Origin of the sequence: Pandoraea terrae (assembly GCF_902459695.1) — a bacterium.
GTDB lineage: Bacteria > Pseudomonadota > Gammaproteobacteria > Burkholderiales > Burkholderiaceae > Pandoraea > Pandoraea terrae.
Genome location: NZ_CABPRZ010000020.1, coordinates 92,222 through 104,851, shown reverse-complemented (window position 1 = coordinate 104,851; position 12,630 = coordinate 92,222). Strand labels below are relative to the sequence as shown.

The 12,630-nt window shown below is 60.0% G+C and carries 9 protein-coding genes and 1 tRNA gene; all 10 read left to right on the top strand.

Features of this window, described 5'->3' with window-relative positions; genetic code table 11:
* The coding region (locus tag PTE30175_RS20500; protein ID WP_476703890.1) for an EF-Tu C-terminal domain-related protein at positions 1–138 on the top strand (138 nt) is incomplete at its 5' end.
* A 66-nt stretch (positions 139–204) separates the two neighbouring features.
* Positions 205–280: transfer RNA gene (locus tag PTE30175_RS20495), tRNA-Trp, on the top strand.
* 24 nt (positions 281–304) lie between these two features.
* Positions 305–685: a preprotein translocase subunit SecE gene (gene secE, locus PTE30175_RS20490; RefSeq protein ID WP_150698917.1), complete on the top strand. Its 381-nt coding sequence runs from the start codon at positions 305–307 to the stop codon at positions 683–685.
* A gap of 1 nt (position 686) precedes the next feature.
* Entirely contained in the window at positions 687–1,241 is a 555-nt protein-coding gene (gene nusG / locus PTE30175_RS20485; protein WP_150698916.1) for a transcription termination/antitermination protein NusG, read from the top strand.
* 140 nt (positions 1,242–1,381) lie between these two features.
* On the top strand, positions 1,382–1,813 hold the full coding sequence (gene rplK, locus PTE30175_RS20480; RefSeq protein ID WP_150698915.1) for a 50S ribosomal protein L11: 432 nt from the start codon (positions 1,382–1,384) through the stop codon (positions 1,811–1,813).
* On the top strand, positions 1,814–2,509 hold the full coding sequence (gene rplA / locus PTE30175_RS20475; protein ID WP_150698914.1) for a 50S ribosomal protein L1: 696 nt from the start codon (positions 1,814–1,816) through the stop codon (positions 2,507–2,509). It begins immediately after the preceding gene.
* A 336-nt stretch (positions 2,510–2,845) separates the two neighbouring features.
* Positions 2,846–3,343 (top strand): 50S ribosomal protein L10, encoded by a 498-nt coding sequence (rplJ, locus tag PTE30175_RS20470; protein WP_150698913.1) that lies wholly within the window; start codon positions 2,846–2,848, stop codon positions 3,341–3,343.
* 63 nt (positions 3,344–3,406) lie between these two features.
* A complete protein-coding gene (gene rplL, locus PTE30175_RS20465) occupies positions 3,407–3,781 on the top strand; it encodes a 50S ribosomal protein L7/L12 (protein ID WP_150698912.1) in 375 nt (124 codons plus the stop codon).
* Between the two features lie 395 nt (positions 3,782–4,176).
* Positions 4,177–8,286 carry a DNA-directed RNA polymerase subunit beta gene (gene rpoB, locus PTE30175_RS20460; protein WP_150698911.1) on the top strand — a complete coding sequence of 1,370 codons (4,110 nt, stop codon included), beginning with the start codon at positions 4,177–4,179 and terminating at the stop codon, positions 8,284–8,286.
* A 27-nt stretch (positions 8,287–8,313) separates the two neighbouring features.
* Positions 8,314–12,525, top strand: coding sequence for a DNA-directed RNA polymerase subunit beta' (rpoC, locus tag PTE30175_RS20455; RefSeq protein WP_150698910.1), 4,212 nt, complete (start codon positions 8,314–8,316; stop codon positions 12,523–12,525).
* Positions 12,526–12,630: the final 105 nt, after the last annotated feature.

Below are 12,630 nucleotides of genomic sequence, written 5' to 3'. Positions count from 1 at the left end.
ATGGTCATGCCGGGTGACAACGTGTCGATCACGGTCAAGCTGATCCACCCGATCGCCATGGAAGAAGGTCTGCGTTTTGCAATCCGCGAAGGTGGCCGTACCGTCGGCGCCGGCGTGGTTGCAAAGATCATCGCTTAAGCTCGGATCTTCCAAAGATCCGCGCTTATGGGGTCAGCGCTTGGCTGCTGACCCTACTGCTGTTTTAGGGGTATAGCTCAACTGGCAGAGCGTCGGTCTCCAAAACCGAAGGTTGGGGGTTCGATTCCCTCTGCCCCTGCCAAACTCAATTGTCTGCATCCTGGAAATGGCGAATTCACCCGTAGAAACTGTGCGTACCACTGGCGATAAGCTGCTGTTGGCTTTGGCAGTCGTGCTGGTGGTCGTTGGTGTGGTGGCGTTCTATGCGCTGGCACAGCAAGCACTGTTTGTGCGCGTGGGTGCGCTCATCGTGCTTCTGGTGATTGCTGCAGGCGTTGCGTTGGCAACGCAGTCCGGTAAAGGCTTCACCGCTTTTGCCAAGGACGCGTATCGTGAAGTCGGGAAGGTCGTGTGGCCATCCCGCAAAGAAGCCACTCAGACGACCGCGATCGTATTCGCCTTCGTCCTGATCATGTCGTTGTACCTCTGGCTGTCCGACAAATCGATCGAATGGGTGGTGTTCTCTCTGATTTTGGGCTGGAAGTGATATGACCGATACCGCTGCAAAGAATACTAAGCGCTGGTATGTCGTTCACGCTTATTCCGGCATGGAAAAAAGCGTGATGCGCGCGTTGCAAGAGCGCATCGACCGCGAAGGTATGCAAGGCCAATTCGGGCGCATTCTCGTGCCGACCGAAGAAGTCGTGGAAATCAAGGGTGGCCATAAAACGGTCACCGAACGTCGTTTCTTCCCGGGCTATGTGCTCGTGGAAATGGATATGACGGATGAGTCGTGGCACCTGGTAAAAAACACCCCCAAGGTGACCGGGTTCGTCGGCGGTGCACGTAACCGCCCGGCGCCGATTTCCGAAAAGGAAGTCGAGAAGATCATGTCTCAAATGCAAGAGGGGGTCGAAAAGCCCCGTCCCAAGACGTTGTTCGAAGTGGGCGAGCTGGTGCGAGTCAAGGACGGTCCTTTCACGGACTTCAATGGCTCGGTCGAAGAAGTGAACTACGAAAAATCCCGCCTCCGTGTTTCCGTCACCATCTTTGGGCGGGCAACTCCAGTCGAACTGGAGTTCGGACAAGTCGAAAAGACCTGAGTTTAATGCGCCGGCGCGACGTCCGGCGCGTTTTGCATGGTGACACCCCGTCGCCGAGGAGCGCCAGTAGTCCTGTCGGGATGAAAACGCGTTATCACTCAACCCCGAATATGCGCCACATATTCGTTCCGGAGTAAAGCATGGCAAAGAAAATCGTCGGCTTTATCAAGCTGCAGATCCCTGCAGGTAAAGCCAATCCGTCGCCCCCCGTGGGCCCGGCTCTGGGTCAGCGTGGCCTCAACATCATGGAGTTCTGCAAGGCGTTCAACGCGCAGACCCAAGGTATTGAGCCGGGTCTGCCGATCCCCGTCGTCATCACCGCGTTCGCCGACAAGAGCTTCACGTTTGTCCTGAAGACGCCGCCCGCAACCGTGCTGATCAAGAAGGCCGCCAAGCTCGACAAGGGCTCGGCCAAGCCGCATACCGACAAGGTCGGCAAGATCACCCGCGCACAAGCGGAAGAAATCGCGAAGACCAAGATGCCTGACCTTACCGCAGCCGATCTCGACGCAGCGGTTCGTACCATCGCTGGTAGCGCACGCTCGATGGGCATCACGGTGGAGGGTCTGTAAATGGCTAAGATTTCGAAACGTCAAAAGGCGCTCGCCGCCAAGGTCGACCGCAACAAGCTGTACGCCATCGACGCTGCCCTGGCACTGGTCAAGGAATGCGCAAGCGCCAAGTTCGATGAATCGATCGACGTCGCCGTTCAACTCGGCGTCGACGCGAAGAAGTCGGACCAAGTGGTGCGCGGTTCGGTCGTTCTGCCGGCCGGTACCGGCAAGTCGGTTCGCGTCGCCGTTTTCGCCCAAGGCGAAAAGGCTGAGCAAGCCAAGGCCGCCGGCGCTGATATCGTCGGTATGGAAGACCTGGCCGAGCAAGTCAAGGCCGGCAAGATGGACTTCGACATCGTGATCGCTTCGCCGGACACGATGCGCGTCGTCGGTACGCTCGGCCAGATCCTCGGCCCGCGCGGCCTGATGCCGAACCCGAAGGTCGGCACTGTGACGCCGGACGTTGCCACGGCCGTGAAGAACGCCAAGGCAGGTCAGGTCCAGTTCCGCGTCGACAAGGGCGGCATCATCCACGCGACCATCGGTCGTGCCTCGTTCGAAGCCAGCGCACTGCAACAGAACCTTTCGGCTCTGCTGGACGCACTGACCAAGGCCAAGCCGGCCACGAGCAAGGGTTCGTACCTGCGCAAGATCGCCCTGTCGAGCACGATGGGCGTCGGCGTGCGCGTCGATCAAAGCAGCCTGGCTGCCTGATCACGAGTTCACGCGGCAGTCAGCAATACGCAGGATCGTCGGGCGTTGGCGTACCCGGCGAATGACGGTGACGGTCGAAAGGCCGTTGCGTCACGCAGTAAAGAACTTTGGGCGGCAGTGAGGCTTTTGGGCAGCACTGCCGGTTATCAAAGACCGTTGGCGGGAGTGGGCACGCAATGCCATTCCCTTAATACGCCAGCCAACGCAGATGGCGAACCCGAACACGTTATGTAGTGGTGTGTCTCGCGCAAGCGAGGTGTGCAAAGCTCCTAACAAGTCGGACGCCGTTGGTGGAACGGCATCACCATTGGGTGATGTCAATTTTGGAGGTTAACCGTGGCACTTAATCTGGAAGATAAGAAAGCCGTCGTGGCTGAGGTTTCGGCAGAAGTTGCCGGCGCCCAGACCATCGTTCTGGCCGAATATCGCGGTATCACGGTTGGCGATCTGACGAAGCTTCGCGCGAATGCGCGTCAGCAAGGTGTGTATCTGCGCGTGTTGAAGAACACGCTGGCGCGTCGCGCCGTGGAAAACACGCCGTTTGCTGATCTGGCTGAGCAGATGACCGGTCCTCTGATCTACGGTATCTCGACGGATCCCGTAGCCGCTGCGAAAGTCTTGAACGACTTTTCGAAGGGCAACGACAAGTTGATCTTGAAGGCCGGTTCGTACGACGGAAAGGTGATGGACAAGGCAGGCGTGCAAGCGCTGGCTTCCATCCCGAGCCGCGACGAACTGCTCGCGAAGTTGCTGGGTGTCATGCAAGCGCCGGTTTCCGGCTTTGCCCGCGCCCTGGCTGCCCTGGCAGAGAAGAAGCAAGCGGAAGCTGCTTAATACTCGCCCGGGTATCCGAACGATCGCTGACTACGGTCCGAACACAATCTAGGAGTTTTACAAATGGCAATCACGAAAGAAGACATCCTCGAAGCCGTTGGCTCGATGAGCGTTATGGAACTGAACGACCTGGTCAAGGCGTTCGAAGAGAAGTTTGGCGTGTCGGCTGCCGCTCTGTCGGTCGCTGGCCCGGCTGGCGGCGCAGCGGCTCCGGTTGCTGAAGAGCAGACCGAGTTCAACGTTATCCTGGCCGAAATCGGCGCGAACAAGGTTGGCGTCATTAAGGCTGTCCGTGAAATCACGGGCCTGGGCCTGAAGGAAGCCAAGGACCTCGTCGACGGCGCACCGAAGGCTGTCAAGGAAGGCGTGGACAAGGCTGCCGCTGACGAAGCGAAGAAGAAGCTGGAAGACGCAGGCGCGAAGGTCGAAATCAAGTAATTCGACGCCGCGCGTAGGGAAGGCTGGCGACTATAAGTCGTCAGCCTTTTTGTGCTTTGTGGGCCGCCAAATCCCGGCGACTTTCGCATCAAGCACAAAACGGTCCAAGACCGTTGATTTACAAGGGATTCGCCGAATATGACCGGCGAGAGGCCAAAGAAAAGATCGCCATTGTTGCGGTTTTCTCTTTGTCTTCTGAAGCGACTGCAGAAGGCAAGTTTGGTCGGGCGACGGGCAACACAGGCATCCGTCGCCGTCAGCCATGGTTGGTAGCGGCCAACCACCAAGCTCGTTGCTTCACGGCAAGCCCGCCGTGGGGGACGTCTGGTCTCAGTCGAGGAACACCCGTTGGCGATGCCTGCCGTCGTCGTCACCGTAGTGATTCGGAGATCGTAATGCACTATTCCTTCACCGAGAAGAAGCGTATTCGCAAGAGCTTTGCGAAGCGTCCGACCGTGCACAAGGTGCCTTTTCTGCTGGCTACCCAGCTCGCCTCGTACACCTCATTCTTACAAGCCGACACGATCGGCACGGAACGGAAGGCCGAAGGCCTGCAAGCCGCATTCAGCTCCATCTTCCCGATCGTTTCTCATAATGGGTTCGCCCGCCTCGAGTTCGTCAGCTATTTGCTGGGAACGCCGGCGTTCGACGTCAAGGAATGTCAACAGCGTGGCCTGACTTTCTGTTCGGCCCTGCGCGCCAAGGTTCGTCTGGTGATCCTCGATAAGGAATCGCCGAACAAGCCCGTGGTCAAGGAAGTCAAGGAACAGGAAGTGTACATGGGCGAAATTCCGCTCATGACTTCGACCGGTTCGTTCGTCATCAATGGCACCGAGCGTGTCATCGTCTCGCAGCTGCACCGTTCGCCGGGCGTGTTCTTTGAACACGACAAGGGCAAGACGCACAGCTCGGGCAAACTGCTGTTCTCCGCACGGATCATCCCCTACCGCGGTTCGTGGCTCGACTTCGAATTCGATCCGAAGGATATCCTGTACTTCCGCGTGGACCGTCGCCGCAAGATGCCGGTCACGATCCTGCTCAAGGCCATCGGCCTCACGCCGGAACAGATCCTGGCGAACTTCTTCGTGTTCGACAACTTCACGCTGATGCCCGAAGGCGCGCAAGTGGAGTTCGTGCCGGAGCGTCTGCGTGGTGAAGTCGCACGCTTCGACATCAGCGACCGTGAAGGCAAGGTCATTGTCCAGAAGGACAAGCGCGTCAACGCGAAGCACATCCGCGATCTGGAAAACGCGAACACCAAGTTCATCTCGGTGCCGGAAGACTATCTGCTCGGCCGCGTGCTGGCGAAGAACGTGATCGATGCCGATACCGGCGAAGTGATCGCGAACGCCAACGACGAAATCACCGAAGGTGTGCTGGCCAAGCTGCGCGAGTGCGACGTCAAGGAAATGCAGACGCTGTACACGAACGACCTGGATCAGGGGCCGTACATTTCGGCAACGCTGCGCATCGATGAAACCATCGACCGCACGGCTGCGCGTATTGCAATCTACCGCATGATGCGCCCGGGCGAGCCGCCGACCGAAGAAGCGGTCGAGGCCCTGTTCAACCGTCTGTTCTACAGCGAAGAAGCGTACGACCTGTCGAAGGTGGGTCGTATGAAGTTCAACCGCCGTGTCGGCCGCGACGAAGTGCTCGGACCGATGACGCTGGAAGACGACGACATCCTCTCGACCATCAAGATCCTCGTGGATCTGCGCAATGGCCGCGGCGAAGTCGATGACATCGATCACCTGGGTAACCGTCGCGTGCGTTGCGTCGGCGAGCTGGCCGAAAACCAGTTCCGCGCAGGTCTCGTGCGTGTCGAACGTGCCGTCAAGGAGCGTCTGGGTCAGGCCGAGTCCGAAAACCTGATGCCGCATGACCTGATCAACAGCAAGCCGATCTCGTCGGCGATTCGCGAGTTCTTCGGTTCGTCGCAGCTGTCGCAGTTCATGGACCAGACCAACCCGCTGTCGGAAATCACCCACAAGCGCCGTGTTTCGGCCCTTGGCCCGGGCGGTCTGACGCGCGAGCGTGCCGGCTTTGAAGTCCGCGACGTGCACCCGACCCACTATGGCCGCGTGTGCCCGATTGAAACGCCGGAAGGCCCGAACATTGGTCTGATCAACTCGCTGGCGCTCTATGCCCGCCTGAACGAATACGGCTTCCTGGAAACGCCGTACCGCAAGGTGGTCGACAGCAAGGTCACCGACCAGATCGACTATCTGTCGGCCATCGAAGAAGGCCGCTACGTGATCGCCCAGGCGAACGCGACGGTCGACGTTGAAACCGGCACGCTGACCGACGAACTGGTGTCGTCGCGTGAAGCCGGCGAAACGATGATGGTCACGCCGGACCGTATCCAGTACATGGACGTGGCGCCGTCGCAGATCGTGTCGGTCGCAGCCTCGCTGATTCCGTTCCTGGAACACGATGACGCGAACCGTGCATTGATGGGTTCGAACATGCAGCGTCAGGCCGTGCCTTGCCTGCGTCCGGAGAAGGCCGTTGTCGGTACGGGTATCGAACGTACCGTGGCAGTCGACTCGGGTACGACCGTGCAGGCATTCCGTGGCGGCGTGGTGGACTACGTCGACGCGGGCCGTGTCGTGATTCGCGTGAACGATGAAGAAGCACTGGCCGGTGAAGTCGGTGTGGACATCTACAACCTGATCAAGTACACGCGTTCGAACCAGAACACCAACATCAACCAGCGCCCGATCGTGGAAGTGGGCGACAAGGTCGACCGTGGCGATGTCATCGCCGACGGCGCATCGACCGACCTGGGCGAGTTGGCGCTGGGCCAGAACATGCTGGTCGCGTTCATGCCGTGGAACGGCTACAACTTCGAGGATTCGATCCTGATTTCGGAGCGCGTCGTCGCGGAAGACCGCTACACGTCGATCCACATCGAAGAGCTGAACGTTGTCGCTCGCGACACCAAGCTCGGACCGGAAGAAATCACGCGCGATATCTCGAACCTGGCGGAAGTTCAGCTGGGTCGTCTGGATGAGTCGGGCATCGTCTACATCGGCGCGGAAGTCGAAGCGGGCGACGTGCTCGTCGGCAAGGTCACGCCGAAGGGCGAAACCCAGCTGACGCCGGAAGAAAAGCTGCTGCGCGCGATCTTCGGCGAGAAGGCTTCGGACGTGAAGGATACGTCGCTGCGCGTGCCCTCGGGCATGAACGGCACGGTCATCGACGTGCAAGTGTTCACGCGTGAAGGCATCCAGCGCGACAAGCGTGCTCAACAGATCATCGACGATGAGCTGAAGGGCTTCCGCCTGGACCTGAACGACCAGCTGCGTATCGTGGAAGGCGATGCGTTCCAGCGTCTGGAGCGTTTCCTCGTCGGCAAGACCGCCAATGGCGGCCCGAAGAAGCTGGCGAAGGGCACCAAGATCACCAAGGAATACCTGGCCGATCTGGACCGCTACCACTGGTTCGACATCCGTCTGGCCGAAGATGAAGGCGCGCAACAGCTCGAGCAGATCAAGGAATCGATCGAGCAGAAGCGTCACCAGTTCGATCTGGCCTTCGAAGAGAAGCGCAAGAAGCTGACGCAGGGCGACGAACTGCCGCCGGGCGTGCTCAAGATGGTCAAGGTGTACCTGGCCGTCAAGCGCCGTCTGCAGCCGGGCGACAAGATGGCCGGCCGTCACGGTAACAAGGGCGTGGTCTCGAAGATCGTGCCGATCGAAGACATGCCGTACATGGCCGATGGCCGTCCTGCCGATATCGTGCTGAACCCGCTGGGCGTTCCGTCGCGGATGAACGTGGGGCAGGTTCTCGAAGTGCACTTGGGCTGGGCTGCGAAGGGTCTCGGCTGGCGTATCGGCGAGATGCTCAAGCGCCACACCCAGACGCAAGAACTGCGCAAGTTCCTCACGCAGATCTACAACGAGAGCGGTCATCAGGAAGATATCGACAGCCTGAGCGACGACGAAATCGTGTCGCTGGCGCGCAACCTGCAGAACGGCGTGCCGTTCGCGACCCCGGTGTTCGACGGTGCGCATGAAGACGAAATCCGCCGCATGCTCGATCTGGCTTATCCGGACGACATCGCCAAGGAACTCGGCATGACCAAGTCGAAGAACCAGGTCACGCTGCACGACGGCCGCACGGGCGAAGCGTTCGAGCGTCCGGTGACGGTTGGCTTCATGCACATGCTGAAGCTGCACCACTTGGTCGACGACAAGATGCACGCGCGTTCGACCGGTCCGTACTCGCTGGTGACGCAGCAGCCGTTGGGCGGTAAGGCCCAGTTCGGTGGCCAGCGTTTCGGTGAGATGGAAGTGTGGGCACTGGAAGCGTACGGCGCATCGTATGTGCTGCAGGAAATGCTGACCGTGAAGTCGGATGACGTGACGGGCCGTACGAAGGTGTACGAGAACCTCGTCAAGGGCGATCACGTGATCGATGCCGGCATGCCGGAATCGTTCAATGTGCTGGTCAAGGAAATCCGTTCGCTCGGTATCGATATCGACCTGGAGCGCGGTTAATCGCGTTCAGGCAAATAGGAGAAAGCAATGAAAGCTTTGCTCGATCTATTCAAGCAAGTCCAGCAGGACGAACAGTTTGACGCGATCAAGATCGGTCTGGCTTCGCCGGACAAGATCCGTTCGTGGTCGTTCGGTGAAGTGAAGAAGCCGGAAACGATCAACTACCGGACCTTCAAGCCCGAGCGCGACGGCCTGTTCTGCGCCAAGATCTTCGGTCCGATCAAGGACTACGAGTGCCTGTGCGGCAAGTACAAGCGCTTGAAGCATCGCGGCGTGATCTGCGAAAAGTGCGGCGTGGAAGTGACGCTGGCCAAGGTGCGCCGTGAGCGCATGGGCCACATCGAACTGGCTTCGCCGGTTGCCCACATCTGGTTCCTGAAGTCGCTGCCGTCGCGTCTGGGCATGGTCCTGGACATGACGCTGCGCGACATCGAACGCGTGCTGTACTTCGAAGCCTACGTGGTCCTCGAACCTGGCATGACGCCGCTCAAGCGTTGCCAGATCATGACGGAAGAGGATTACTACAACAAGGTCGAGGAATACGGCGACGAATTCCGTGCCGAGATGGGCGCGGAAGGCGTGCGCGAGCTGCTGCGTTCGATCGACATCGATTCCGAAGTCGAGCGTCTGCGCGCCGAGCTGCAAGTCACGGGCTCGGAAGCCAAGATCAAGAAGTATGCGAAGCGCCTGAAGGTCCTCGAGGCATTCCAGCGCTCGGGCATCAAGCCCGAGTGGATGGTGCTCGAAGTGTTGCCGGTGCTGCCGCCGGAACTGCGTCCGCTGGTGCCGCTCGACGGCGGCCGTTTCGCGACGTCGGACCTGAACGACCTGTATCGCCGCGTCATCAACCGTAACAACCGTCTGAAGCGTCTGCTCGAGCTCAAGGCGCCGGACATCATCGTGCGCAACGAAAAGCGCATGCTGCAAGAGTCCGTCGACTCGCTGCTCGACAACGGCCGCCGCGGCAAGGCCATGACCGGCGCGAACAAGCGTCCGCTGAAGTCGCTGGCCGACATGATCAAGGGCAAGAGCGGTCGTTTCCGTCAGAACTTGCTCGGTAAGCGCGTCGACTACTCGGGCCGTTCGGTCATTACCGTGGGCCCGACGCTCAAGCTGCATCAGTGCGGTCTGCCGAAGCTGATGGCCCTCGAACTCTTCAAGCCGTTCATTTTCCACAAGCTGGAAGTGATGGGCGTGGCTACCACCATCAAGGCGGCCAAGAAGGAAGTCGAGAACCAGACGCCGATCGTGTGGGACATCCTCGAAGAGGTGATCCGCGAACATCCGATCATGCTGAACCGCGCGCCGACGCTGCACCGTCTGGGTATCCAGGCGTTCGAGCCGGTGCTGATCGAAGGCAAGGCCATCCAGCTGCACCCGCTCGTTTGCGCGGCGTTCAACGCCGACTTCGACGGTGACCAGATGGCTGTTCACGTGCCGCTGTCGCTCGAAGCGCAGATGGAAGCACGTACGCTGATGCTGGCGTCGAACAACGTCCTGTTCCCGGCCAACGGCGATCCGTCGATCGTGCCGTCGCAGGATATCGTGCTGGGTCTGTACTTCGCCACGCGCGACAAGATCAATGGCAAGGGCGAAGGCCTGTCGTTCATCGACGTGTCGGAAGTGCTGCGTGCGTACGACAACAAGGAAGTGGAACTGGCTTCGCGCGTGAACGTCCGTATCACGGAATACACGGTCGATGCCGAGACCGGTGAAAAGACGCCGAAGATCACGCTGTACCCGACCACGGTCGGCCGCGCGATCCTGTCGGAAATCCTGCCGCCGGGCCTGCCGTTCTCCGTCCTGAACAAGTCGCTGAAGAAGAAGGAAATTTCGAAGCTGATCAACACGGCGTTCCGCCGTTGCGGTCTGCGCGAAACCGTCATCTTCGTCGACAAGCTGATGCAGACGGGTTTCCGCCTGGCGACGCGCGCCGGCATCTCGATCTGCGTGGACGACATGCTCGTGCCGACGCAGAAGGAAGAGATCATCGGCGAGGCGTCGAAGAAGGTGAAGGAGTACGACCGTCAGTACATGTCGGGTCTCGTCACGGCGCAAGAGCGTTACAACAACGTCGTGGACATTTGGGGCGCGACCGGTGACGCCGTCGGCAAGGCGATGATGGAACAGCTGTCGACGGAAGAGACGATCGACCGCGATGGCAAGACTGTCCGTCAGGAATCGTTCAACTCGATTTACATGATGGCCGACTCGGGCGCTCGTGGTTCGTCTGCCCAGATTCGCCAGCTCGCCGGTATGCGGGGCCTGATGGCCAAGCCGGATGGCTCGATCATCGAGACGCCGATTACCGCGAACTTCCGCGAAGGCCTGAACGTGTTGCAGTACTTCATCTCGACCCACGGTGCACGTAAGGGTCTGGCCGATACGGCGTTGAAGACGGCAAACTCGGGTTACCTGACGCGTCGTCTGGTCGACGTGACGCAGGATCTGGTCGTGGTCGAAGACGATTGCGGCACCAGCAATGGTGTGGCGATGAAGGCGTTGGTCGAAGGCGGTGAAGTCGTCGAAGCGCTGCGCGACCGTATTCTCGGCCGTGTGGCAGTTGCCGACGTCGTGAATCCGGAAACGCAAGAGACGCTGTTCGAAGCCGGCACGCTGCTGGACGAAGACGTCGTCGAGGCGATCGAGCAATACGGTGTTGACGAAGTGCGTGTGCGCACGCCGCTGACTTGCGATACGCGCTATGGTCTGTGCGCGGCCTGTTATGGCCGTGACCTGGGCCGTGGCTCGCGCGTCAACGTCGGCGAAGCGGTCGGCGTGATCGCGGCGCAGTCGATTGGTGAACCGGGCACGCAGCTGACGATGCGTACGTTCCACATCGGTGGTGCGGCATCGCGTGCGGCAGTGGCCTCGTCGATCGAAGCCAAGTCGAACGGCACCGTTCGCTTCACGGCAACCATGCGTTACGTGACGAACGGCAAGGGCGAACAGATCGTGATCTCGCGTTCGGGCGAAGTCATGATCACGGACGACCATGGCCGCGAGCGCGAGCGTCACAAGGTGCCGTACGGCGCCATGCTGCTGCAACTCGACGGCGCGGTGGTCAAGGCCGGTGCGCAGCTGGGTACGTGGGATCCGCTGACGCGCCCGATCATTACCGAACACGGCGGTCTCGTGAAGTTCGAGAACGTTGAGGAAGGTGTGACGGTCGCCAAGCAGATCGACGACGTGACCGGTCTGTCGACCTTGGTCGTGATCGATCCGAAGCGTCGTGGTCCGGCGTCGAAGAACGTTCGTCCGCAAGTGAAGCTGCTTGACGAAAAGGGCGAAGAGGTCAAGATCCCCGGCACCGATCACGCTGTGACGATCGGCTTCCAGGTGGGCGCACTGATCACCGTGAAGGACGGTCAGAACGTTCACATCGGTGAAGTGCTGGCGCGTATCCCGACCGAATCGCAGAAGACCCGCGACATTACCGGGGGTCTGCCGCGTGTGGCCGAGCTGTTCGAAGCGCGTGCGCCGAAGGACGCCGGCATCCTGGCCGAAGTCACGGGTACCGTATCGTTCGGCAAGGACACGAAGGGCAAGCAGCGCCTGGTCATTACCGACCTCGACGGCAATCAGCACGAATTCCTGATTCCGAAGGAAAAGCAGGTGCTGGTGCACGACGGCCAGGTGGTGAACAAGGGCGAAATGATCGTGGACGGCCCGGCCGACCCGCACGACATCCTGCGTCTGCAGGGTATCGAAGCGCTGGCGCGTTACATTGTCGATGAAGTGCAGGACGTGTATCGCTTGCAGGGTGTGAAGATCAACGACAAGCACATCGAGGTGATTGTTCGCCAGATGCTGCGTCGTGTGCAGATCGTCGATTCGGGCGATACGCGCTTCATCACCGGCGAGCAGGTGGAACGCTCGGACATGCTCGACGAGAACGATGCCATGAACGCGGAAGACAAGCGTCCGGCAGAGTATGCGAACGTGTTGCTGGGTATTACGAAGGCGTCGCTGTCGACGGATTCGTTCATCTCGGCCGCATCGTTCCAGGAAACGACGCGCGTGTTGACCGAAGCCGCAATCATGGGCAAGAAGGACGATCTGCGTGGCCTGAAGGAAAACGTCATCGTCGGCCGTCTCATCCCGGCCGGTACCGGCCTGGCGTATCACAAGGCCCGCAAGGCCCGCGAAACGTCGGATCGCGAACGTCACGACCAGATCGCTCTGGAAGAAGCGTTCGCACCGATGCCGGCTTCGGTCGAAGAGCCGACGGCGGAGTAAGTTTTTCGCTGTAGTTCGATGCTGTGAAAACGGCGCTCTGAAAAGGGCGCCGTTTTTTTTGCCTGTCATGCTTTCGAACGGGCCGCAATGCCGGGCTCTGGCTGC